This is a genomic window from Brevibacillus sp. BD137 (assembly GCF_041644655.1).
GTDB lineage: Bacteria > Bacillota > Bacilli > Brevibacillales > Brevibacillaceae > Brevibacillus > Brevibacillus brevis_D.
The window spans coordinates 1-22944 of sequence record NZ_JAOTNO010000010.1 but is presented as its reverse complement, the minus strand read 5'-3'; the positions used below and the strand labels follow the sequence as shown (position 1 = coordinate 22944).

Annotated in this window: 21 protein-coding genes; 7 read left to right on the top strand and 14 right to left on the bottom strand. The window is 49.6% G+C overall.

Features of this window, described 5'->3' with window-relative positions; all coding sequences use genetic code 11:
- Positions 1-12 precede the first annotated feature (12 nt).
- The 4 genes from ODZ53_RS20170 to ODZ53_RS20155 all read right to left on the bottom strand — a co-directional run bounded on the left by ODZ53_RS20170 (position 13) and on the right by ODZ53_RS20155 (position 5643).
- A complete protein-coding gene (locus ODZ53_RS20170) occupies positions 13-1296 on the bottom strand; it encodes a branched-chain amino acid ABC transporter permease (RefSeq protein ID WP_064201865.1) in 1284 nt (427 codons plus the stop codon).
- 9 nt (positions 1297-1305) lie between these two features.
- Complete coding sequence (locus ODZ53_RS20165) at positions 1306-2352, bottom strand: branched-chain amino acid ABC transporter permease (protein ID WP_173606279.1); 1047 nt, start codon at positions 2350-2352, stop codon at positions 1306-1308.
- A 61-nt stretch (positions 2353-2413) separates the two neighbouring features.
- Complete coding sequence (locus ODZ53_RS20160) at positions 2414-3649, bottom strand: branched-chain amino acid ABC transporter substrate-binding protein (protein ID WP_372679486.1); 1236 nt, start codon at positions 3647-3649, stop codon at positions 2414-2416.
- Positions 3650-3885: 236 nt separating this feature from the next.
- Complete coding sequence (locus ODZ53_RS20155) at positions 3886-5643, bottom strand: adenine deaminase C-terminal domain-containing protein (protein ID WP_372679788.1); 1758 nt, start codon at positions 5641-5643, stop codon at positions 3886-3888.
- A gap of 191 nt (positions 5644-5834) precedes the next feature.
- Here ODZ53_RS20155 and ODZ53_RS20150 point away from each other — a divergent pair, with 191 nt between their 5' ends.
- The 4 genes from ODZ53_RS20150 (at position 5835) to ODZ53_RS20135 (ending at position 8302) form a co-directional block, all read left to right on the top strand.
- Positions 5835-6374, top strand: coding sequence for a YgaP family membrane protein (locus ODZ53_RS20150; protein ID WP_142498395.1), 540 nt, complete (start codon positions 5835-5837; stop codon positions 6372-6374).
- A gap of 18 nt (positions 6375-6392) precedes the next feature.
- Entirely contained in the window at positions 6393-6527 is a 135-nt protein-coding gene (locus tag ODZ53_RS20145) for an EYxxD motif small membrane protein (RefSeq protein ID WP_012684353.1), read from the top strand.
- Between the two features lie 171 nt (positions 6528-6698).
- On the top strand, positions 6699-7082 hold the full coding sequence (locus ODZ53_RS20140) for a MarR family winged helix-turn-helix transcriptional regulator (RefSeq protein ID WP_012684352.1): 384 nt from the start codon (positions 6699-6701) through the stop codon (positions 7080-7082).
- An 11-nt stretch (positions 7083-7093) separates the two neighbouring features.
- Positions 7094-8302, top strand: coding sequence for an MFS transporter (locus ODZ53_RS20135; RefSeq protein ID WP_199928796.1), 1209 nt, complete (start codon positions 7094-7096; stop codon positions 8300-8302).
- 61 nt (positions 8303-8363) lie between these two features.
- Here ODZ53_RS20135 and purD read toward each other — a convergent pair whose 3' ends face one another.
- From purD to ODZ53_RS20120, 3 genes are all read right to left on the bottom strand, one after another.
- Positions 8364-9641, bottom strand: a complete 1278-nt coding sequence (purD, locus tag ODZ53_RS20130) for a phosphoribosylamine--glycine ligase (RefSeq protein ID WP_142498397.1) — start codon at positions 9639-9641, stop codon at positions 8364-8366.
- A 79-nt stretch (positions 9642-9720) separates the two neighbouring features.
- Positions 9721-11271 carry a bifunctional phosphoribosylaminoimidazolecarboxamide formyltransferase/IMP cyclohydrolase gene (gene purH, locus ODZ53_RS20125; RefSeq protein WP_372679483.1) on the bottom strand — a complete coding sequence of 517 codons (1551 nt, stop codon included), beginning with the start codon at positions 11269-11271 and terminating at the stop codon, positions 9721-9723.
- Positions 11272-11452: 181 nt separating this feature from the next.
- Positions 11453-11830 (bottom strand): hypothetical protein, encoded by a 378-nt coding sequence (locus tag ODZ53_RS20120; protein WP_012684348.1) that lies wholly within the window; start codon positions 11828-11830, stop codon positions 11453-11455.
- A gap of 424 nt (positions 11831-12254) precedes the next feature.
- Between ODZ53_RS20120 and ODZ53_RS20115 the strand changes: the two genes are divergently transcribed.
- The gene (locus ODZ53_RS20115; protein WP_372679480.1) at positions 12255-13190 is read left to right on the top strand and encodes a magnesium transporter CorA family protein; all 936 of its coding nucleotides are present in this window, start codon (positions 12255-12257) and stop codon (positions 13188-13190) included.
- 60 nt (positions 13191-13250) lie between these two features.
- Here the strand turns inward: ODZ53_RS20115 and purN are convergent, their stop codons facing one another.
- From purN to purC, 7 genes are read right to left on the bottom strand one after another with little or no spacing between them, the layout of a single operon-like run.
- Positions 13251-13859 carry a phosphoribosylglycinamide formyltransferase gene (gene purN / locus ODZ53_RS20110; protein ID WP_372679478.1) on the bottom strand — a complete coding sequence of 203 codons (609 nt, stop codon included), beginning with the start codon at positions 13857-13859 and terminating at the stop codon, positions 13251-13253.
- Positions 13853-14893, bottom strand: a complete 1041-nt coding sequence (purM, locus tag ODZ53_RS20105) for a phosphoribosylformylglycinamidine cyclo-ligase (protein WP_372679476.1) — start codon at positions 14891-14893, stop codon at positions 13853-13855. The genes purN and purM overlap by 7 nt, the downstream gene beginning before the upstream one ends.
- A gap of 56 nt (positions 14894-14949) precedes the next feature.
- Complete coding sequence (gene purF, locus ODZ53_RS20100; protein ID WP_372679474.1) at positions 14950-16368, bottom strand: amidophosphoribosyltransferase; 1419 nt, start codon at positions 16366-16368, stop codon at positions 14950-14952.
- Positions 16353-18596 carry a phosphoribosylformylglycinamidine synthase subunit PurL gene (purL, locus tag ODZ53_RS20095; RefSeq protein ID WP_372679472.1) on the bottom strand — a complete coding sequence of 748 codons (2244 nt, stop codon included), beginning with the start codon at positions 18594-18596 and terminating at the stop codon, positions 16353-16355. The genes purF and purL overlap by 16 nt, the downstream gene beginning before the upstream one ends.
- Complete coding sequence (gene purQ, locus ODZ53_RS20090) at positions 18577-19269, bottom strand: phosphoribosylformylglycinamidine synthase subunit PurQ (RefSeq protein WP_064201856.1); 693 nt, start codon at positions 19267-19269, stop codon at positions 18577-18579. Before purQ ends, purL begins: the two co-directional genes overlap by 20 nt.
- Before the next feature lie 4 nt (positions 19270-19273).
- On the bottom strand, positions 19274-19522 hold the full coding sequence (purS, locus tag ODZ53_RS20085) for a phosphoribosylformylglycinamidine synthase subunit PurS (protein WP_007717324.1): 249 nt from the start codon (positions 19520-19522) through the stop codon (positions 19274-19276).
- On the bottom strand, positions 19515-20234 hold the full coding sequence (purC, locus tag ODZ53_RS20080) for a phosphoribosylaminoimidazolesuccinocarboxamide synthase (RefSeq protein WP_012684340.1): 720 nt from the start codon (positions 20232-20234) through the stop codon (positions 19515-19517). Before purC ends, purS begins: the two co-directional genes overlap by 8 nt.
- Before the next feature lie 290 nt (positions 20235-20524).
- Between purC and ODZ53_RS20075 the strand changes: the two genes are divergently transcribed.
- Together ODZ53_RS20075 and ODZ53_RS20070 are read left to right on the top strand one after the other, a co-directional pair.
- On the top strand, positions 20525-21724 hold the full coding sequence (locus ODZ53_RS20075; protein WP_372679469.1) for an iron-containing alcohol dehydrogenase: 1200 nt from the start codon (positions 20525-20527) through the stop codon (positions 21722-21724).
- Between the two features lie 95 nt (positions 21725-21819).
- Positions 21820-22935, top strand: a complete 1116-nt coding sequence (locus ODZ53_RS20070) for an aminopeptidase (protein WP_372679467.1) — start codon at positions 21820-21822, stop codon at positions 22933-22935.
- The last annotated feature ends 9 nt before the right edge of the window (positions 22936-22944 follow it).

Sequence of the window (22944 nt, the reverse complement as noted above, 5' to 3'; positions counted from 1 at the left end):
CCTCCTCGTCCGCTATGACTGTTTTCCAGAAGTCAATTGGGACAGTCTGCCGAGAATCCCCAGCTTTTCTTTGCCAAATTCGCTCTTTTTGATCGCATCGAGATCGTTTTTCTTCCGTTTGGCTGGAATCAATCCGTTAGGGCGATACAAGGCTACGAGAATGAGCATGATTCCGAAAATGAGGCGCTGGAACTTGGATGGGTCCAGCTGGTTCGGCAAACTGATGATCCCCGAATTTTGCAGACTGTGCAGGAAGTTGGAGAATTCTTTTAACAGCTGTACCTGCAAGATTGTCACAAATGCGGCTCCAAGCACAACGCCTGGAATGCTGCCACTACCACCCAGAATAACCATGACCAATATTCCGATCGATTCCATCAGCGTAAAGGAGGTCGGATCGATAAACGTCTGCTTGGCCGCAAAGATAACCCCCACGACACCTGCGAAGGAAGCACCCAATGCAAATGCAGCCAGCTTGGTATTCAACAAGGAAATCCCCATGGACTGGGCAGCCAGCTCATCCTCACGTACCGCAATCCATGCACGTCCCAAACGGGAATGCTCAAAGCGTATATTCGCCAATACGATAAAGGCAATCACAAACAATACGATGAAGTAAAAGTAAAACGGCGTCCCCATTTTGATCCCAAACAGCTCAGGAGACGGAATCGGCGTGATTCCCTGCGGACCGTTGGTGATGTTGATAGGCTTGTCCAGGTTGTTGAAGACAATGCGAATGATTTCACCGAAGCCCAAGGTCACGATCGCGAGGTAATCGCCTTTTACTCTGAGAACTGGCAATCCTAGCAATATTCCGAAAACGGCAGCCACAATCAAGCCGACTATGAGAAATGGCCAAAACCACTCACCGGAGAGCGGGAATAGATTCCCTGCAATAAACTCATTCGCTTGCGAGGTCGAGAAAATCGCGTACGCATACGCCCCAGCAGCAAAAAACGCGACATAACCCAAGTCAAGCAAACCAGCAAAGCCTACTACGATATTCAAGCCCAAAGCCATCGCTACGTAAATGCCTACCTGTGAGGCTACCTCCATGTAGTAACGGTTTTCGCCGGCTACCAATGGAATGATCAGGAGGAGAACAATAGCGCCAATCGCCATTTTGATCGACTTGGTGGTATTGGTGTAATAAACAAGCACAATGGATGAAAGAATGCCGAGAAACGCGATCACTGATTTATCCATCAGGTACAATGCGGCAGAAAAGCCTACAATCCAGATCAACGTGAATACGAGCGGAATGCCTTTGAACGATTTCCAAGCGAGATTTGCCATTTATTTCACCTACACTTTCTCTTTTACAGCTTCGCCAAACAGTCCTTCTGGCTTGAAGAGAAGCACGAGAATTAAAATACTGAACGCGAACACGTCTTTGTACTCTGCACCAAAGGCTCCGTTAGTCAACGGTCCCATAAAGGCACCGGACAAGGATTCCAGAAGACCGAGGAGTACGCCACCGATCATCGCACCACGCAGGTTTCCAATCCCGCCGAGTACGGCAGCTGTAAATGCTTTTAGACCGAGAATAAAACCGATATATGGATCGATCGTCCCGTAGTTTTGCGCAAACAGAACGCCTGTCGCGCCACCCAGGCTGGAGCCAATCAAAAACGTAAGCATGATTACTTTGTTTACATTTATGGTCATCAGCGAAGCCGTACTCTGGTCCTGTGCGACGGCGCGCATGGCGATTCCCCACTTTGTTTTATTCACAAACAACGTCAACGCAATCATCATGATGATCGCAATTACAATTACGATCAAACCTTTTGTTGGAATCGTAGCGATACTTCCTAATGGAATCGAGCCCGTAAAAAGAGCGGGACTGTTTAGATAAAACTCATTGCGAGCCAGTGCTTCTGTAAAACGTACGAGGTCCTGCAGCAAAAACGATACACCTATCGCCGAGATCAACGGCACAAGACGAGGTGCTCCACGTAATGGTCGATAGGCAATCCTCTCAATTCCTACCCCCAAGGCACCAGTTAATACCATGGCAATTATGAGTGTTATGAAAAGTGCGACAAATGGATTCATACCTTCAAGTGCCCCTAGCGCATCAGAGATCAACAATACCTCTGTACCGATAAAGGCTCCGACCATGAAAATGTCTCCATGAGCAAAGTTGATAATTTCCAAAATCCCGTAAACCATTGTGTAGCCTAAAGCCACGACTGCGTACATAAATCCAAGTGTCAATCCGTCAACCAACACCTGAGGCAAAATATTGATCATGCTTTCCCATCCCTCATTTCCCTTGTAGACTTGTACAAATTTTCTGCATTCAATTCGTTGACTGGACGTGTTTTCTCGTGGAAAAGGGGCCAACACTGGCGTGCAGCCCCCTATCCTGGTATGAGGCATGGGAGTGTGTGCGCGTTGTGTGGTGTGATTACTCGGCCTTGCCTACGAAAATGGATTTGTCCTTGTCAAACTTGTAAATGAACACGTCTGCATTTGTGTTGTCACCTTTTTCATCAAAGGTAACCTTGGTGAATTGACCCTGAAAATCTTTGGTTTTGTGGACTGCATCGAGGACTTGCTCGCGGGTTGGTTTTTTGCCTCCGTTCGCTTTGGCAGCTTCCAAGACACCATTGAGGATGACGTTCATGGAGTCGAAACCATAGACGGAATAGGTTTCCAGAGGCTTGTTTGTGGCTTTCTTGTACTCTTCAGCCCATTTTTTGCCCTCTTCGGTTTGCGTTACGTCCCCTGCTACTGACGTAAAGACTACACCTTCGACAGCATTACCGGCTATTTTTATCATATCAGAAGAATCCAAGCCATCGCCACCCATAAAATAACCCTTAAATCCTTTTTCACGAGCTTGTTTGATCAAAATTCCACCTTCTGGATACAGGCCCCCGAAAAAGATGATATCCGGATTTTTCACCGTTACCTGGTTAAGTACCGCGCTGTAGTCCTTTTCGCCCTGGGTAATACCCTCAAAGCCAAGGATTTGGACCCCGTCCTTTTCGAATTGCATCTTCACTTGATCGCTCAGACCTTGGCCGTATGCTGTCTTATCATGGATAATATAGGCCGTTTTTACACCAAGTGTATTTTTTGCATAAAGAGCAGCCTTTGGTCCTTGTGCGTCATCGCGAGCACAGATTCGATGGACGGTTTTCTTGCCTTCCTCCGTGAGCTTCACCCCTGTATTTGCCGGGGATACCATGACCAACTTGCCTTCGTCGTACTTTACAGACGATGGAATTGCAACCCCTGTGTTATAATGCCCGACTACACCGTACACATCGGGATCAGAGATGAGCATCTCTGCATTCGATACCCCAATTTTCGGGTCGCCTTGATCATCCTGAGGGAAAAGCTGGAGATCAAATCCAAGTGCTTTAAATTCTTCCTTGCGCTTTTCGAGAGCGTAACCAGCACCTGTCTTAATCGCATCTCCGATAGCAGAATTGCTCCCGGACAGAGGAGATTGTGTGGCAATTTTGATGAGGCCACCCTCGGTCGTTCCTCCACCACTGTTGCCTGGGGCTGGCTGACTTTGCCCGCCGCTTGCGTTACTTCCTCCGCTTGAATTGCTGTTTCCTGCGCAACCTGTTAATGCCATACTCGCAGCCAATACCGCAGATAAAACCCCCACATAAGAACGCTTTTTCATTCAGAATGAATCCCCCTTCTATCATTCTTTGTTCTTGTTACCCAATCCATCCACCATGTTAGCCAGGTTGCGACTTTCAAAAACGATACTCTTCGGGGATAAAGATAGATAGGCTTGGTTGTTTTTATTTTAAAATAAATCTGATAATTTACAAGAAGTAAAATATATTTTATATTCATATATCATTGATTCACAAACGATCACGGGCGTTTGTGTGACCGCAAAAAAACACTCCCTCAAGGTAGAGGAAGTGCCGGAACGACGATTTGCCCACTCTTCACGTCGACAATGCCTGTTGCCGTTAGACGTGCATATGGCAAGTGGGTAGCCGTAAAAAACAAAAGCGAATAAATCGGATCGAGATGGACATGTCCTTTGGAACGGAGTTGATTTACCAAATTTTCACCCATGCTGATCACTTCCTCCATCGGTGCCGACGCGAATTTTCCAGCAAGAGGCAATGGGCATTCGCAAATGATTTTTCCTTCATCGATTAGGACGACTCCACCTTTTATTTCCCGAATACGCTCCAGTGCTTGCGCCATCGCTTGGGGATCGCGTCCGATTACGATCCAATCGCCAGAAGCTGAATAGGTGCTGGCTAGCCCTTCAAGATGCTCACCGAAGCCGTGAAGCACTGCCATTGTTCGGTTCCTTCCAGTTGCATCAATAATGGTGATCAATGCCAACTGCGGATCATGCTGCAAGGATACGTATCCATCCTGATCAACAGGCATGTCCTCTAGCGACAGCCGCGTGATAACGGCATTCTGCATCTGTAGCACAGGGGTCTTGCCGTCCTTATCTGGCTGCAGGCGGAACCAATCAGAATGTGCCTGTTTTTTCAATGGATCTGCCAAGCGTAACGAAGCTTCCTCCCATTGTGGCTGAACGGTTGGAACGAGCAGAGTCCCTTTTTCTGCCACCCGTTGTCCATTCGCAATCACGATGGATGGAGTTGGTTGATCCTTTGCCGTCAACAATAGCATATCGGCGATTCGGCCCGGCGCAATTCCTCCGATCTCCGCGTCCAGCCCATAATAGACAGCTGGGTTCAGCGTCGCCATGACATACGCTTCTTCTGGCGGCATTCCCGCTTCCATGGCAACTCGGAGCGTACTATCCATGAACCCGTCACGATGCATCGGCGGCGTGCTTCCATCCGATGTCAGCATCATCCGTGAAGACCATGGAACCCCCAACTCCAGCCAGCCCTTCACCAGCTCAGGCAGATCAGGGCGTATAGAGGAATGGCGCAATGTCGCATACATCCCTAAACGGATGCGCGACAGCAAATCGGCAGCCTGGATAGCCTCATGACAAGCTGTTATGCCGGCTGCTGCGGCAATGTTCAATGTCTCGTATGACGCCCCCGGATGATGCCCTTCCATCCTTTTGCCCAAGTCCCTCGTATGCTTCAGACCAAAAAGCAGCGTCTCATCCTCTTGTAAAACACCGCCCCAATTCGTCAACTCCCCGCCCTGGATCACACGTGGATGTTCCAGCATTCGCGCCAAATTTTCCTTCGTAAACGACGGATGAGCTTTCCCTGTCTGCGGATCGAGTCTGCCCCAGAAAAATTGCTTCACGGGATGTGCTGCCAAAGAATCCATGATCGCTGCCGTTTGCGAAAAAGGCAGTTGCATGAGCATTAACGTGTCCGACACCATACCAGTCGTACCCGTTTGCAAAGCAAAGTCAGCCAACGTATAAGGGTTATACCATTGAAACGGATGCGCGTGAGGCTCGATGTAACCCGGCACGAGATATTGCCCAGCCGCCTCTATGATCACGGTCTGATCATCGACCAACGGCTCTTTTTCTCCTACATAAGCAATACGTTCTCCTGCCACTGCGACGTGATGCTCTTGCCATTCTTTTGTGTACACATTCAGAACGCTTGCGCCTTTTATCCAGAGGCTTGCCGGTGCCTGACGTCTGCTCACGCGAATCATGTTCAAGTAATCACGATCTGATATGGCTCGTACGCGCATCATTTTTTCTCTCCTCGCTTGTCTCCCGATGTTTTACAAAATGAACGATCGTTCATCGCCACTACAGCTTCTCCGCCCATCATTCATTCCCCTGCAAGCTTGGTAATGGTAGTAACAATTCCCACGGGTGTCTTGTCGCCCTTTATTACACACTAGGGAATAGACGTAATTGCGACAGGAGGACAACTCTCATGCATAAAAACGTAGGTAGAACTGATGCCATGATTCGTATAACTGGCGGTCTGTTGGGCTTGGCGTACGGCATCGGAAAAATGAGTCGTCGCCCATCCAAAACTCCATGGCTGCTCATGGCTTTTTCAGCTATGAAAGTAGCAGAAGGAGCTACTCGCTTTTGTCCGATGTACGCAGCGATGGGCATCAATACGAAAAAAGGGAATGGCATGCAAGGCATGATGGATCAGCTCAAGAAAAAAGGCGTGCAGATGGCAGTCAACCAGTTTACCCGCTCCATGAATATCGCGCCCATCAAAGACTCGAACACCAGCAAAGATGATGAGAGCAACACGCCAGCGACAACGAATAAGGCAAACATACAGTATTCCACAAGCCCACAACTATCGAAGAACCAGGAAAAACACTCCATCAACAATCAGCAAAACACGAAGCTTACTCCCGAGGATCAACTTCTCGAAAAAGCGGCAAGAGAGATCATTTCATTTCGCTCCCAAGAAAATAACAACAGCAGCACTCGCTACCCCACGTACACATAAGGAGAGGAGGCACTGCATATGCTTGTCGGCTCCCAGATGTATGAATGGATGTCCCATAACTTCTTTGTTATTGCCACGATCATTGGCGTCATCGGCGTAATGGGCTATTACTTTTTTCGCACCTCGCGAAAGAGAGGGAGATATCGTCAGTAAAGGAGAAGCAACCAACCGCCTGTCATCGGGCGGTTTTTTCCATTTACAAAATTAATTGTTATACATATAATTGTCATTGCAAGTATTTTTGAACGAAAGAGGGTTATTCCCCTGATCGATCATTGGCAAAAAGAACCGGTTGGATTTCTCATTGGAAATACATACCGGAGAATGATTCATTATGTTTCCCTTTTTTTAAAGGAGTTTGATTTGACCACGGAGCAGTTTGCCGTCCTTTATCGGCTACGAGAGGAAGAGGGTATCAATCAAAAAGAGCTGGCTCAGCGCTCTGCGAAGGATCAGCCTTCCATGACACGCATTTTAGACACACTCGCCAAAAAAGGCTTTATCGAAAAGACATTGAGCGAACAAGACCGCCGCGCTTACATCATTACCCTTTCCCCGAAAGGACGGGAATGGCTGGAGCAGGCGATTCCTGTAGAGGCTCAGGCCGTTGCGGACATATTGGAAGGGATCTCTCCTGAAAAGCTGGCCTTCTTACGGGAAATCTTGCTGGAGATTAACGAGAACATCAATAGAAAAACGACAGACTAGGAGTGACAGCATTGGGAGAGAGTAGAGAGAGACTGTGGACGAGAGATTTCGTCCTGTTAACTGTATGTAATTTGTTGTTGTTTCTCACGGTTCAAATGCAAACCCCAACATTCCCTGCCTATGTGAAGGAAGCTTATCAGGCCAATGATTTTGTTGTCAGCTTGGTTATTAGCTTGTTTTCACTTGCAGCAGTGATCGCAAGGGTATTTACCGGGGAAGCTTTGAAAACGAAAAGCAGTAAGCTCTTGGCAATCGTAGCACTTGGATTTGTCGCGATTTTCAGCGCAGGTTATTACTGGGCGGGAAGCATTGTGTTCTTTCTTCTGTTGCGAATTTTAGTCGGCATCGGCTTTGGGATGGGCAGCACGACCTTTCCGACGATTGTCTCCAATGTGATTCCTACCAGACGAATCGGCGAGGGCATGGGGTATTTCGGCTTATCGACTAGCTTGGCTATGGCACTCGGCCCGTTGATTGGACTTGGAGTGTTAAATGGGTTTGGATTCGGATCGATGCTCATGGTTCTCGTGTTGTTAGTTGCTATTATTTTTCCGTTAATGCATTTTATCCGTGCCTACAATCAGCTTCCAGTGTCGTCCGGGAACACACAAACGGTCACAGGCATTCGTCGATTTTATGATAAAAAGCTGCTGCTTCCAGCTGGACTGAACTTTTGTTTATCCATTACGTATGGCGGGATTCTCAGCTTTTTGGCCTTGTATGGAAAAGAAGCCCACATTGAGAATGTCGGCTGGTTTTTCCTTACGAATGCACTGGCGATGGTGTTGATTCGCCCGTTTTCTGGCAAGCTGTATGATCGCAAAGGGCACATTGCCGTCCTGCCTCCCGGTGCGATTTTCGTCGGGATCAGCCTCTTGCTCCTGTCCCTGACAACGACAGAGTCCTTGCTTCTCGTCTCTGCTGCCTTCTATGGCCTTGGCTATGGCATGATTCAGCCATCTATCCAGGCGTGGATGGTGAAGGTCGTTACACCTGAGCAACGCGGCATGGCGAATGGACTGTTCTTTAATTCCATCGATCTGGGGATCGCGGTCGGCTCTATGCTCCTCGGCGTCATCGCGACACATTCGAGCTACTCTGTCATGTACCGCTGGTCGGCGGCGTGCCTGCTGCTGTTCCTCATCGTTTATTTCCTCTCACAGGTGGCTGCGGCTAAAGCGAAAAAAGCGGCCATCGCGGGTGAAAACGTGGGTATGTGATAACTAAAAAAAGCTGTTCCCCAAGTAGAAATCTCTACAGAAGGAACAGCTTATTCTTTTTTTATCCCTTTTGCTGATACTTCATCGCTCGTGCCGCAATATCCGTGCGATACTGTGCCCCATCAAACGAGATCCCCTGCACCTTCGCGTACGCCGTCTCACGCGCTTGCGCCAAATCCGCTCCGGTTGCCACGACGCCAAGCACACGGCCACCGCTCGTAACGATACCTTCCTCGGTTTCCTTCGTACCTGCGTGAAACACCGTAGCTCCCTCGTTTGCCTGACCCAGTCCGTGAATCAGCGCACCCTTTGGATATTCTCCCGGATAACCCGGCGCTGCCATGACGACACAGACAGCACTTCCTTTTTGCCATGTCACATCGACTGCATCGAGCTCTCCATTGATCGTTCCGACAAAAATATCGAGCAAATCTGTTTCGAGCAACGGCAAGAGCACTTGTGTCTCTGGATCGCCAAAACGCGCATTGAACTCCACGACTTTCGGGCCTTGCTCCGTAATCATCAGACCTGTATAGAGAATGCCTTTGAACGGAATGCCATCCTTGGCCATCCCTGACGCCATCGGCTGGACAATCGTTTTAACGATCTCGTCCACCAGCTCAGCAGACATTTGCGGTACCGGGGCGTATGTCCCCATGCCGCCTGTATTCGGGCCGCGGTCCTCATTGAAGATTCGCTTATGATCCTGAGAAGTAATCATCGGTTTAACCGTCTCTCCATCGACGAAAGACAACAGCGACAGCTCTTCGCCGAACATGCACTCCTCAATGACCACGCGCGCTCCCGCTTCACCAAAGACGCTTTCCTGCATAATCTGACGAAGTGCCTCTTCCGCTTCCTCCACCGTTTCTGCAACAACGACCCCTTTCCCCGCTGCCAAGCCATCCGCTTTAACAACGATAGGAGCACCCTGCTCTCTCACATACGCACTCGCCGATTCGTAATCCAAAAATGATTCATAGGCAGACGTCGGAATCTCGTAGCGTTTCATTAAACTTTTCGCAAAAGACTTGCTTCCCTCGATCATTGCCGCTTTTTGGTTCGGGCCATAGATCGGCAGATTGCGCTCCTGGAAAAAGTCTACAATCCCCGCCAGCAAAGGATCTTCCGGGCCAACGACAGTCAGATCGATTCCCTCATCCTTGACGAATTGAACCAGTGCAGCAAAATCATGGACGCCGATCGGTACGTTTTGAGCGATTTGGGCGGTGCCCCCATTTCCTGGCGCACAGTATACCTTTGTTACTTTAGAACTCTGCAACAGCTTCCAGGCAATCGTGTGTTCTCGACCGCCGCCACCGATCACTAATATTTTCATCATATTTCCTCCTGTGTGAGAGGTAATCCACTCTTTCATACGTGTTAAAAAAGCGAAAGTTACTCCCGAATAGCCTCTTTTAGTGCTTGAAATGACGCGTGCCGGTAAAGATCATCGCAATGCCCGCTCGGTTGCAAGCATCAATCGATTCTTGGTCGCGAATGGAGCCGCCTGGCTGGATGATAGCGGTAATCCCTGCTTTGGCTGCCGCTTCCACGGTATCTCCCATCGGGAAAAACGCATCTGAGGCCATAACCGCGCCACTTGCCAATGCACCTGCTTGCTCGATGGCGATTTTCGCTGCCCCAACGCGGTTCATCTGGCCTGCACCCACGCCGATGGTCATATTGTCTTTAGCCAAGAGAATCGCATTCGACTTGACGTGCTTGACGACCTTCCACGCGAATTTCAGCTGTGCCAGTTCCTCTTCCGAAGGCTTGCGGTCTGTAACCACTTGAATCTCGTTTTCTTCGAGTTGCTTGTAGTCGAAGTCTTGAATGAGTGCCCCGCCTGCAACAGGAGCCACGCGGAACAGGTTGTCCACTTTTTTGGCTGGTTCATTCAGCGCAGAAATACGCAACAGACGCAGGTTCTTTTTCTCAGCCAGAACAGCCAACGCCTCGTCGGTGAAGTCTGGTGCGATAATAATTTCCAAGAAAATCTCTTTCATCGCGAGTGCGGTGTCACGGTCAATCGGGCGATTTGCTGCCACGATCCCACCATAAATAGAGACAGGGTCTGCTTCGTACGCTTTTTGGTAAGCGGCGCGAATATCAGCGCCAATCCCTACTCCACAAGGGTTGGAGTGCTTGATTGCAACGACAGCAGGTTCAGCGAATTCGCGTACAATCGCCAACGCTGCGTCTGCGTCATTGATGTTGTTATAGGAAAGCTCTTTTCCTTGCAGTTGACTCGCATTCCCGATGCTCAACTGATCCGATAACGGCTCACGGTAAAATGCCGCACGTTGGTGTGGATTTTCCCCATAGCGTAAATCCTGTACTTTCTCGTAAGTCACGGTGTAGCTCTCAGGCAGCAGTTCGCCCACCTGCTCACTCAAATAGCGAGAGATCAAGGCATCATAGGCAGCTGTATGACGGAAAACTTTTGCTGCCAGCTTACGACGGGTTTCTAGCGTAGTATCGCCATTTGCTTCAATTTCTTCTGCTACTTTTTCATAATCGGCTGCATCGACCACTACACTGACAAACGCGTGATTTTTCGCAGCAGATCGCAGCATTGTTGGTCCACCAATATCAATATTCTCAATGGCATCTTCATATGTCACGTCTGGCTTCGCTATTGTTTCCTTGAAAGGATAAAGGTTTACGACAACCAGATCAATGGTCTCAATCCCAAGGTCTTTTAGTTGCTGCACATGTGCTTCACTGTCCCTTACAGCCAAGAGGCCGCTGTGGATATTGGGATGCAACGTTTTGACGCGACCGTCCAAAATCTCTGGAAATCCAGTCACTTCAGAAATGCCAATGACGGGAACTCCCTCTGCTTTTAAAAGAGAAGCCGTACCCCCGGTAGAAATGATCTGTACCCCGGCGGCTACCAATCGACGGGCAAACGGAATCAATCCTGTCTTGTCAGAAACGCTGATCAACGCTTTTTTCACACTCACGGATAGAACCTCCTGAATTTTAGTGAAAACATGAGTAACTATTGACCAAAACACGAACAATACTTATATATTATAAAATAATTGTACGCTATTATCAATAACTTCGTAAGGAAAACAAACACAGCCGCCCATGCCTGTTCGGCACTTGCGACTGCATCCACCTGTATTTGCTTTGATGAAATTATCGTTTTTTCTTGCCTTTGCCTGATAGCCTTTTGATGCGGTCTGATAGGGAGACTGATTTGCCTTTGGCAGTCGCCCTGATTGGCTTGATCGGCTTCTTCGACTTGCGGCTCTTCGCCTTTACTTCTTTGGGCATTATGTTCCCTAGCTCTTCCATGGAGATGGAATTGCCGTCCTTTACACGATCCCTGACGCGCTCTTTCGTCTCCTCTGGCACTTCGAATCCCATATTTCCCAGCTCATCGAGCAGCGCATCTACATTGGCTCCGCCCTTCGGCATTTTTTCCGCGAGCTTCATAATATCGTTAAGCGTCCATTGCCGCCCTGTTTTTTGGCTTAGCTTATCGAGCAAGTTCGAAACAAAATCTCCGCTCAAGTCGGCCCCTCCCTTTGTGGGAATATCCTTCTTTATTACTGTATGTCACAAGAGTTGATTTGGTTTGTCATGATTCGCGGAGGATGAATAGCAGCAAAATAGGGTGAGTCGGTCATGTTAGAAGCCGACACCGTCTGAAAGGACATGAATAACATGCATGAAGGACGAGAAAGCAAGATGGTTTTTATTTTCGAAAGGGGGGAACGTTTTAATGGACAGTAGTCCAAGTTGCGGAATGAATAACTGCAATCAAGATTGTGTACGGAGAATTTTCCGGCCTTGTGGCGCTGCGGCATGTTCCCCATACCTTATTTATCATTCTCCCTTTTTATGGGACGAGTGTATGTAGATATCTATATGCAGACATGCTTGCGCAACATGGTCGTATCCCTCCGATCCTTCTTTGCGAAAGGATGAGAAAACCATGTTGAACATTTACAAAACGAATACCCTCGGAAAAATAGAAGAACTGCAACAATTTGAAAAAGGCTGCTGGATTCATCTGACTGATCCTTCTGAGCAAGAAAAGCAACAAGTCGTCAGGGAGTTGTCGATTGACCTTCATTTTTTACAGGATGCCCTTGATGACGAAGAAATCGGACGGATCGACAAGGAAGGGAACCGCGTGAAGCTCTACGTGGACATCCCGGTCTCCACGAAAGAAGCGACGAAGGACAACTATACGACGGTTCCATTGGGAATCATGGTGACGGAAGATTATATCTTAACGGTTTGTCTGGTAGAAACGGCTGTCATGAATGAGTTCGTCCAAGGAAAAGTGAAAAGCTTTCACACGCACATGCGAAACCGGTTTGTCCTGCAAATTTTGTCAAATACGTCGCATGATTATTTGCATTACTTAAAAAAAATCAACAAGCAGACAGAGACGTTGGAAAAATCGTTGCGGCAATCGACGAAAAACAATGAACTGCTTACCTTGCTTGAATTGCAGAAAAGTCTCGTCTATTTTTCGACGTCCCTGGAAACGAACAGTCTGTTGATCTCCCTGCTTCGGAGCGGCAGTTATTTGAAAATGTACGAGGAAGATAAGGCGCTGCTGGAAGAAGTAAAAATCGAAACTAAGCAGGCCATCAAAATGACGGAAATCTATACCGCCATTTTAGGGAACATCATGAATGGCTTTGGCTCCGTCATCTCCAATAATCTGAATCGCGTATTGAAGCTGTTGACCGCCATTACTATTGTCATCACGTTACCTATGGTGATTGGCACCTTTTACGGGATGAACGTCGGGCTTCCTTTTCAGAATCATCCGCACGCATTCACGATCATTATGATCATGTCCACCGCCATTACGTCCGTAACAGCTCTCCTGTTTTGGAGAAAGAAGTATTTCTAAAACGGATGACCAAAAAACCGACATCGTAAAAGGATGTCGGTTACTGCTTTCTCTCTCGATTCACGTCAGCTGGACAAGCCTTCCTTCCAGCTTCACTCTCTCTTCTGCTAAGTAGCCAATGACCTTCACCAAAAGCTCATGCTCCACAGCATGGATGCGAGCCGCCAAAGTCTCAGCCGTATCTGCTTCTTGCACTGCTACGGGAATCTGGGCAATGATCGGCCCTGTATCCAGACCGGCATCAACCAAATGTACCGTTACCCCCGTTACCTTTACCCCGTATGCGAGTGCCTGACCAACCGCGTCTTTTCCAGGGAAAGCAGGCAAAAGTGACGGATGCAGATTGATGATTTTTTCTTCGTAGGATGACAAAAGAGTGTCGCCCACCAACCGCATGTAGCCTGCCAGCACAACCAGCGATATATCACGTTTTTGGAGCTGTGCCACTATTTCCTGCTCAAAAGCAGCCTTGTCTGCATACTCCTTCGGTTGAAATACAAAGGCGTCGATTCCTAAACGCTCTGCCCGTTCCAAAACCTTGGCGCCGGGCTTGTCGCACACGAGTAAGGCAACTTCTACACCTGCAAGCCTGCCGTCCTGTACAGCCTGCACGATCGCTTCAAAGTTGGAGCCGCTGCCTGAGGCGAAAATGGCCAGCTTTCTCACCATTCCACCCCGTTGTATACGACTTTGCGCTCTCCCGCTTGAATTTGTCCGATCAAATACGCCTGTTCTCCCAGCTCTTGCAGCTTTTCCATCACACTCACTGCGTCTTCCGGCTTCACGACGAGCATCATGCCAATGCCCATGTTGAACGTTTTGTACATATCCGGGTAAGAGATGTTCCCCGCCCCTTGTACCAGCTCGAAAATTGGCAGCACAGGCCAGGAACCAACGTTGATCACAGCCTGCATTCCTTCTGGAAGCACGCGTGGAATGTTTTCAGTAAAGCCGCCGCCTGTGATGTGTACCAGAGCTTTCACTTCATGTAACTCGAGAACGGATAGCACTTGCTTCACATAAATGCGGGTCGGTGTCAGCAGCTCTTCGCCGAGCTTTTTGCCCAATACGTCAACATGATCATGCAGGGACATCCCTTTGTCAGCCAAAAGAACCTTGCGAACGAGCGAGAAGCCATTGCTGTGCACGCCGCTGGAAGCCAGACCGATCAGTACATCGCCTGCCGCCACGGAAGCTCCCGTAATCATTTTGCTCTCGTCCACGACACCTACGGTAAAGCCTGCGATGTCGTATTCGCCTTCTGCGTACATGCCAGGCATCTCGGCAGTCTCCCCGCCAATCAGCGAGCAGCCGGACTGAGAGCAGCCTTCCGCGATCCCTTTGACAATCGCTTCGATTTTTTCCGGAATGACCTTGTCTACAGCCAGATAATCGAGGAAAAAGAGCGGCTCTGCCCCTTGAACCACTACGTCATTGACGCACATAGCGACAGCATCGATGCCGATTGTATCGTGTTTGTCCATGGCAAAAGCGAGCTTTAGCTTGGTTCCAACCCCATCTGTGCCAGAAACGAGAATCGGGTTCTCGTATTTTTTGGTATCCAGGCGAAACAGCGCTCCGAACCCGCCCAAATCAGTCATAACTTCCGGGCGGAATGTTCGTTTGACGTGCTTTTTCATGCGCTCGACGGCTTCGTTGCCCGCATCGATGTCTACGCCAGCTTGTTTATATGCTTCACTCATCGTTTCTCCCCCTAGCAAGAGGTGCTTGTATTAGCGGTTGTTCATAAGTAGCACGGTTAGCATTTGAGCGCAGGTAGCGCTTCTTCGAACTCAATCTCTGTCGGATATTCTCCGTTAAAGCATGCGAGGCAGTGTCCTCTATTAGGAGCCGAATCTGTGCGGCCAATTGCATCGATCATTCCTTCAATAGACAAGAACGACAGCGAGTCAGCCTCAATGATTTGACGAATTTCCTCTACGGATTTGGTTGACGCAATCAGTTCCTCACGCGACGAGGTGTCTATGCCGTAAAAGCAAGAATTCATAACAGGCGGAGAGCTGATGCGCACATGCACTTCTTTGGCGCCAGCTTCACGCAGCATGCGGACGATCCGATTACTCGTCGTACCACGAACAATGGAGTCGTCAATCATCACGACGCGTTTGCCTTCCACTACTTTGCGAACCGCAGACAGCTTGAGATAGACAGCGCGCTCACGCAGCTCCTGACTCGGCTGAATGAAGGTACGACCGACATAGCGGTTTTTGATCAAGCCGATTTCGTACGGAATTCCTGTGGCTTCCGCAAATCCGATAGCAGCAGAGATACTCGAATCCGGTACACCTGTGACGACATCAGCATCAATCGCGGATTCCAATGCCAGCTGCTTGCCCAGACGTTTGCGCGCCATATGGACGTTGATTCCGTCGATGTCACTGTCTGGTCGGGCAAAATAAATGTATTCAAACGTACAAATCGAACGCTGTGTCGTTTCGGTATGCTTGCTTTCGGTAATGCCATCCTTGTCGATGACGATCAACTCGCCCGGTTGCACGTCACGCCAGTACTGCGCGCCAATGATATCGAACGCACAAGTCTCGGACGCGACAGTGATCGCATCTCCGAGACGTCCCAATGACAGCGGACGCAAGCCATTCGGATCGAGGGCGATCACGAGCTGGTTTTCGTTCATGACGAGAAGCGCATACGCTCCCTTGATGTATTGCAGAGCGTCCTTTACCGCTCCTGGCAAATCCTTGCACTCAGAGCGGGCAATCAGGTGTGCGATCACCTCAGTGTCGCTGGTCGTCTGAAAAATGGAGCCCTTTGCTTCCAGCTCTTTTCTAAGCACAGCGGCATTTACGAGATTCCCGTTGTGGGCAACTGCCATGCTGCCTTGTGCATAGCGGAAAAAGAGCGGTTGGGCGTTTTCAATCTTACTCGAACCAGCAGTCGTATAACGGGTATGACCAATTGCGATATGACCACTGAACTTCTCCAGATCGCCCTTGCCAAAAGCCTCTGACACGAGACCCATTCCGCGGTGCTTATACCATTTCTCACCGTCGGAGGCGCAGATACCTGCGCTCTCCTGACCGCGATGCTGAAGGGCGTGCAGACCCAGATAGGTCAATTGGGATGCTTCTTTGTGGTTGTAGATGCCAAAAACGCCGCATTCTTCATTCAATTTGTCCCAGATTAACCGATCAAACATGGAATCGCATCCTTCCAGGCTGCTTTCACCTCTTGAGTCGAAGCGTTGATCGCTTCTGTACCGTTCACGTTCACTACCAGACGATCGCCACCGACCGTACCGATGTTTTCAGCAGGTACGCCATGTTCACCTGCCAATGTGAGAATCGCCGCCGCTTGCTCCCCAGAAGCACTGAGCAAGATGCGAGATTGAGATTCACTGAACAAGAGCGCATCAGTACGCAGCTCAGACGTAAGAGTCACCTGCGCACCGACGCCTTTGCCGAAGCAAGATTCAGCCAGAGCGACACCGAGACCACCTTCGGACAGATCGTGTGCGGAGTTCACCAGACCTTGGCGAATCGCTGTGAGAACCAGCTTTTGTACTGCCGCTTCCTTAGTCAGATCGATTTGTGGAGGGCGTCCGGAAATGCTGCCCGTAGCCATCTTTTGATACTCACTACCGCCCAGCTCAGCAAAGGTCTCGCCCAACAAGATGATCGCGTCGCCTTCGTTTTTGAAATCCTGAGTCGTAATATGGTCAACATCAGTGATCAAGCCGACCATTCCCACCGTTGGGGTTGGATAGATCGCGTCACCGCTGCGTTCATTGTAAAAAGATACGTTTCCGCCGATAACTGGAGCATCGAGTGCTACGCACGCTTCGCTCATGCCCTCGCACGATTTTTCAAATTGCCAGAACACCTCAGGCTTTTCAGGACTTCCGAAGTTCAGGCAGTCCGTAATCGCCAGCGGCTCTGCACCGGAGCAGACGACGTTGCGCGCAGATTCTGCAACCGCAATGGCACCGCCCACTTTTGGATCGAGGTACACATAGCGACCGTTGCAATCCGTGCTCATAGCAAGGGCCTTCCGAGTACCGCGCACCATGACAACAGCAGCGTCAGAACCGGGCTTTACAGCTGTGTTTGCACGCACGATATGATCATATTGCTCATATACCCACGCTTTATTCGCCACTGTTGGCTGAGCCAGCAAGCTTTTCAGCGTACCATTCAGATCTTTCGGTTCTTGGATGGCTGCCAGCACATCTACATTCGCGTTTGCTTCGTAGTAAGCAGGCACCGCAGATGGACGATGGTACACAGGTGCGTCGTCTGCCAAGCTGTCTACTGGCACCTCTGCTACTACCTCACCTTGGTGCAACAAGCGCAGCTTGCTGTCTTCGGTTACTTTGCCCACGACAGCGGACGCCAAACCCCATTTGTCAAAAATCGCAATCGCTTCTGCCTCTTTGCCTTTTTCCACGACGACGAGCATACGCTCCTGAGACTCAGACAGCATCATTTCGTATGCAGACATGCCAGCTTCGCGCTGTGGCACGAGGTCCAGATTCATTTCGATTCCGTTCCCTGCCTTGGATGCCATCTCGGAGCTGGAGCTCGTCAAGCCAGCCGCCCCCATGTCCTGAATCCCGACGACGATACCCGTGTCGATCAGCTCCAGGCACGCTTCCAGCAGGAGCTTTTCCATGAATGGATCGCCAACTTGTACTGCCGGGCGTTTTTTCTCGGACTCTTCTGTGAGCTCCTCGGATGCGAAGGTCGCCCCGTGAATACCGTCACGCCCCGTACTTGCACCAACGTAGATAACAGGGTTGCCGATACCGGACGCTACCCCTTTTTGAATCTTCTCGTGGTCGATCAAGCCGACACACATGGCGTTGACAAGCGGATTGCCTTCATACGTAGGGTCGAAATTCACTTCGCCACCCACAGTCGGAATCCCGATGCAGTTCCCGTAGCCTGCAATACCTGCAACGACGTTTTCGAACAAATATTTGACGCGTGGAGACTTGAGCTCCCCGAATCGAAGCGAATTGAGCAATGCAATCGGACGCGCGCCCATCGAGAATACGTCACGGATGATACCGCCCACGCCAGTCGCAGCCCCTTGATAAGGCTCGATCGCTGATGGGTGGTTATGGCTTTCGATTTTGAAAACAACCGCCTGATTGTCACCGATGTCGACAATACCCGCACCTTCCCCAGGTCCTTGCAAAACGCGAGGCCCTTTTGTCGGGAAACGACGCAGGACAGGCTTGGAGTTTTTGTAGGAGCAGTGCTCCGACCACATAACGCTGTACAGACCTGTCTCCGTCCAGTTCGGCTTGCGGTCGAGAATTTCTACGACACGCTGATATTCTTCGTCAGTCAGACCGATTTCTTTGTATAGTTTTTGATCGGCAATTTGTTCGGCTGTCGGTTCTTTATGCGTGAGTTGTGACACTGTTCTGCTCCCTCCAAGTCTTCAGGATCGAGGTAAACATGCGGCGTCCGTCATCGGAAGTCATCCAAGAGTGGACGGCACGCTCCGGGTGAGGCATCATGCCAAGTACGTTTCCACGTTCGTTGCAAATGCCCGCGATGTCTTCCAGTGAACCATTCGGATTCTCGCCATGATAGCGGAAAACGATCTGTTTGTTCGCTTTAAGCTTCGCCAGTGTTTCCTCATCACAGTAGTAGTTGCCTTCGCCGTGCGCGATCGGAATCTGGATGACTTCCCCTGCCGCGAAATCACGGGTAAAGGAGGTATCGTTGTTTTCCACACGCAACTCGGACAGCTTGCAACGGAATTTCAGTGAACGGTTACGCAAGAGTGCTCCTGGCAACAGCCCGACTTCGGTCAGGATCTGGAAGCCATTGCAGATTCCCATGATCAGCTTGCCTTCTCCTGCTGCCTTCACCACTTGTTCCATGACGGGTGAAAAACGAGCGACCGCACCACAGCGCAGATAATCTCCATAAGAGAATCCGCCTGGCAAAAGAATCGCATCATATTTAGAAAGATCCGTATCGGAATGCCATACGTAATCCACAGGCACTCCCATTACGTCTTCAACTGCGTTAAACAAATCAACGTCGGCGTTCGAGCCTGGAAAGACGATAACGGCTACTCGCATATCCTTAGCCCTCCACGATATCAAAGCGATAGTCTTCTACCACCGTATTGGCCAACAGCTTTTCGCACATTTCACGTACACGCTCTTCGGCTTGCGCACGGTCAGAAGTGTTCAATTCCAGCTCCATATACTTCCCGATACGCGCATTGTTTACTTCATCAAAACCCAAGGTGTGCAGAGCACCTTTTACAGCATGTCCTTGCGGGTCCAAAACACTCTCGCGCAATGTTACATAAACAACAGCTTTAAACATGTACGTCTCCTCCTAGTCTCGTAAGCATTTCTTTGTAAGCTTCCTCCACATTGCCCAAATCGCGGCGGAAGCGGTCTTTGTCGAGCTTTTCATTCGTTACTGAATCCCAGAAACGGCATGTATCCGGGGATATTTCATCGGCGAGGAGAATCTCCCCGTCCGCTGTTTTTCCGAATTCCAGTTTGAAATCGACCAAGGTAATGTTGCGCTCGCGCAGGTAAGGTACGAGGACCTCGTTTACAGCAAGACCCATGCGCTCCAATGTCGCTTGGTCACTCTCGCTTGCAATCCCCAACACTTTGATATGGGAGGCATTCACCAATGGATCTCCCAGTGCGTCATCCTTGTAGTAAAACTCGACAACGGGCTGCGGAAGCACAGTTCCTTCTTCCATGCCAAGACGCTTGGCCAATGAGCCTGCTGCGATATTGCGAACGACTACCTCCAAAGGGATAATCTCCACTTTGCGAACAACTTGCTCTGTGGCGGACAGCAGACGGACAAAATGGTTGTCGATGCCCCGCTCCTTCAGCATGGTGAAAAAGATTGCCGTAATGCGGTTGTTCAGCTCACCTTTTCCGGTGATTTGCGCCCGTTTCTCTCCATTAAATGCTGTTGCGTCGTCTTTGTACTCTACCCAGTACTGATCAGGCAAAGATGTCCGATAAATACGTTTCGCCTTACCTTCGTAGAGTTGTTCCTGTTTTTCCACCGTAGGAGTCACCTTCCCAGTCAAAAAGGTTGAGTTTAGGTTAATTCACGAACGTTTCAACTACATTAAAACACAAACATACGCATTTATCAACGAAAAATGCTGGAATAGACTTCGACAAACGTTCGGGATTTACACTATATTTTTCTTCTCAACCTCACTAACATTCGCAAACTCATTATCCAAACTACCTTATATACACATAGAGCCCACCCACGGAGCAGGCTCTTTTCGTTTGTTTATGATAAACTTGTCATGGTACAACCAATACGTGAAAGAAGGAATTTCAGATGTTTCCATTTGAAGTGTCTTTTCCTACCAAAATTTACTTTGGCATAGGCGAACTGGAGCGTTTGGGCCAAGAAGCAAAATTATTAGGCCAAAAAGCATTGCTCGTTACAGGCGGCAATGCTGCCAAACGTACAGGACTTTTGGACCGCGCCAAGGCTCTGTTGCAGGAAGCTCAAGTGGCGTATCTTGTTTTTGACAAAATCGAACCGAATCCGCGTACGGCAACGGTTGATGCCGGAGCTGCGCTTGCGCGTGAGCATCAGTGTGACTTCATTCTGGCTATCGGTGGCGGCTCCGTAATGGATGCCTCCAAAGCGATTGCGGCAGCAGCCGTTTCTGGACGCCCGATTTACGATTACATGCGGGGAAATCCGAGCGGTTCTGGTCAATTACTGGTACCCGTTCAGGAAGCACTGCCGATCATGACCGTCCCGACAGTAGCCGCTACTGGTTCGGAAGCAAACCATATCAGCGTCCTGACTCATTGGGACACGCATGAAAAATCTTCGATCAACGGTCCAGCACTTTACCCGAAGATTGCCATTCTTGATCCGTCTGTCACCTTTACCGTTCCGGCTCGCGTCACAGCAGAGTCTTGCGCCGATATCTTTTCCCATCTGTTTGAAAACTATTTGATCAGCGCGGAAGGGACCCACGTTCAAGACGGGATTTCCGAAACACTCATTCGCCTTGTCGTCGAGCACTCCATCACAGCGATCCAGCAACCAGACAACGCTGAAGCACGATCCACCCTTTTGTGGGCGAGCACGCTGGGCATCAGTCCCTTCGCTGCTGGCGGACGTGGTGCTGGTATGCCGTTGCACGGAATTGAACATCCACTGAGCGGAATCTACGATATGGCTCACGGCCGTGGACTGGCGATCCTTTCCCTTCCGTATTTCGAACAGGTGATATTGCAAGACCGTCCCGAGAGACTAGCCCGTATGGGACGTCATTGTTTTGGCGTTACAGTGGAGAACGAGGGCGAAGCAGCACGAGCAACGATTGATGCCGTTCGCCGTTGGTATGAGCGCATGGGAATCACCGAACGTCTGTCTGACTTCGGTGTGACCAAACAATCACTGGCCCAAATGGCTGAGGAAGCGGTTCGCATTGGCGGACGCGGAATCGGGCATCTGCCTAGCTCACGAAAATTGAATGATTCCGATGTAATCTCGATCTACGAGGCTTGCCTGTAATGGAAGGATCAAACATACTGGCGAGCCTACGCTCAGTTATGTAATAATACAAATTAATCATTAATCAAAATTATTTTACTACGGAGGTTACCACCATGGCAGATCCACGCATTAATGAACTGGCAAGCCGTCTCGTCCGTTACTCACTCCATTTGCAAAAAGGCGAAAAAGTTCTGATCGAAAATACAGGCCTGCAACCTGAACTCGTTCGTGCACTTGTGCGTGAATCATTTGCAGTTGGGGCTCTGCCTTTGGTCACCTTAAAAGACCAGGAAGTCATGCGTGCACTCTATCAAGGCACGAGCGAAGAACATATGGCTCTGATGGCAAAATACGAGTATGACCGGATGAAGGACATGGACGCTTACATCGCCATCCGCGCCTACGACAACATCAACGAGTATGCCGACGTACCGGACGACAAAATGGGCATTTACGCTCGTGTCTTGTATCAACCTGTACATACGAACGAGCGCGTTCCGAACAAACGCTGGGTTGTACTGCGCTACCCAAACAAGTCGATGGCACAGCTGTCCAAAATGAGTCTCGAGAGCTTTGAGGACTTCTACTTCTCCGTCTGCAATCTGGACTACGCGAAAATGTCCGCTGCCATGACTCCGTTGAAAGAGCTGATGGAGCGCACCGATCGCGTACGCATCGTCGGTCCAAAAACGGACCTGCGCTTCTCCATAAAAGGAATCAATGCCATCAAGTGTGACGGCAAACGTAATATCCCGGATGGCGAAGTATACACCGCTCCTGTACTCGATTCCGTGGAAGGAACGATTTTCTACAACGCGGCATCGATCTACAACGGCATTACCTTCAATGATGTTCAATTCACTTTCAAAGAAGGCAAAATCGTGGAGGCGACCAGCTCCAATACTAAAGCATTGAACGACATCCTCGACACGGACGAGGGCGCACGCTATATCGGAGAATTCGCGATCGGCTTCAACCCGCACATCCTCCACCCGATGCTGGACATCCTGTTTGACGAAAAAATCGCGGGCAGCTTCCACTTCACGCCAGGGAATGCTTACACAGTAGCAGACAACGGCAACCGCTCCTCCGTTCACTGGGACTTGGTCCAAATCCAACGCCCTGAATACGGCGGCGGCGAAATCTGGTTTGACGATGTGCTGATCAGAAAAGATGGGCGCTTTGTGTTGCCAGAGCTGGAAGGCTTGAACCCGGAGAATTTGATATAAACGAAATGA

Bases quoted from the DNA above. Each gene is read 5' to 3' on its own strand.
- ODZ53_RS20170 (WP_064201865.1), bottom strand. From the start codon at position 1,296: ATGGCAAATCTCGCTTGGAAATCGTTCAAAGGCATTCCGCTCGTATTC.
- ODZ53_RS20160 (WP_372679486.1), bottom strand. From the start codon at position 3,649: ATGAAAAAGCGTTCTTATGTGGGGGTTTTATCTGCGGTATTGGCTGCG.
- ODZ53_RS20155 (WP_372679788.1), bottom strand. From the start codon at position 5,643: ATGCGCGTACGAGCCATATCAGATCGTGATTACTTGAACATGATTCGC.
- ODZ53_RS20150 (WP_142498395.1), top strand. From the start codon at position 5,835: ATGCATAAAAACGTAGGTAGAACTGATGCCATGATTCGTATAACTGGC.
- ODZ53_RS20145 (WP_012684353.1), top strand. From the start codon at position 6,393: ATGCTTGTCGGCTCCCAGATGTATGAATGGATGTCCCATAACTTCTTT.
- ODZ53_RS20140 (WP_012684352.1), top strand. From the start codon at position 6,699: ATGATTCATTATGTTTCCCTTTTTTTAAAGGAGTTTGATTTGACCACG.
- purD (WP_142498397.1), bottom strand. From the start codon at position 9,641: ATGAAAATATTAGTGATCGGTGGCGGCGGTCGAGAACACACGATTGCC.
- ODZ53_RS20115 (WP_372679480.1), top strand. From the start codon at position 12,255: ATGTTGAACATTTACAAAACGAATACCCTCGGAAAAATAGAAGAACTG.
- purN (WP_372679478.1), bottom strand. From the start codon at position 13,859: ATGGTGAGAAAGCTGGCCATTTTCGCCTCAGGCAGCGGCTCCAACTTT.
- purM (WP_372679476.1), bottom strand. From the start codon at position 14,893: ATGAGTGAAGCATATAAACAAGCTGGCGTAGACATCGATGCGGGCAAC.
- purF (WP_372679474.1), bottom strand. From the start codon at position 16,368: ATGTTTGATCGGTTAATCTGGGACAAATTGAATGAAGAATGCGGCGTT.
- purQ (WP_064201856.1), bottom strand. From the start codon at position 19,269: ATGCGAGTAGCCGTTATCGTCTTTCCAGGCTCGAACGCCGACGTTGAT.
- purS (WP_007717324.1), bottom strand. From the start codon at position 19,522: ATGTTTAAAGCTGTTGTTTATGTAACATTGCGCGAGAGTGTTTTGGAC.
- ODZ53_RS20075 (WP_372679469.1), top strand. From the start codon at position 20,525: ATGTTTCCATTTGAAGTGTCTTTTCCTACCAAAATTTACTTTGGCATA.
- ODZ53_RS20070 (WP_372679467.1), top strand. From the start codon at position 21,820: ATGGCAGATCCACGCATTAATGAACTGGCAAGCCGTCTCGTCCGTTAC.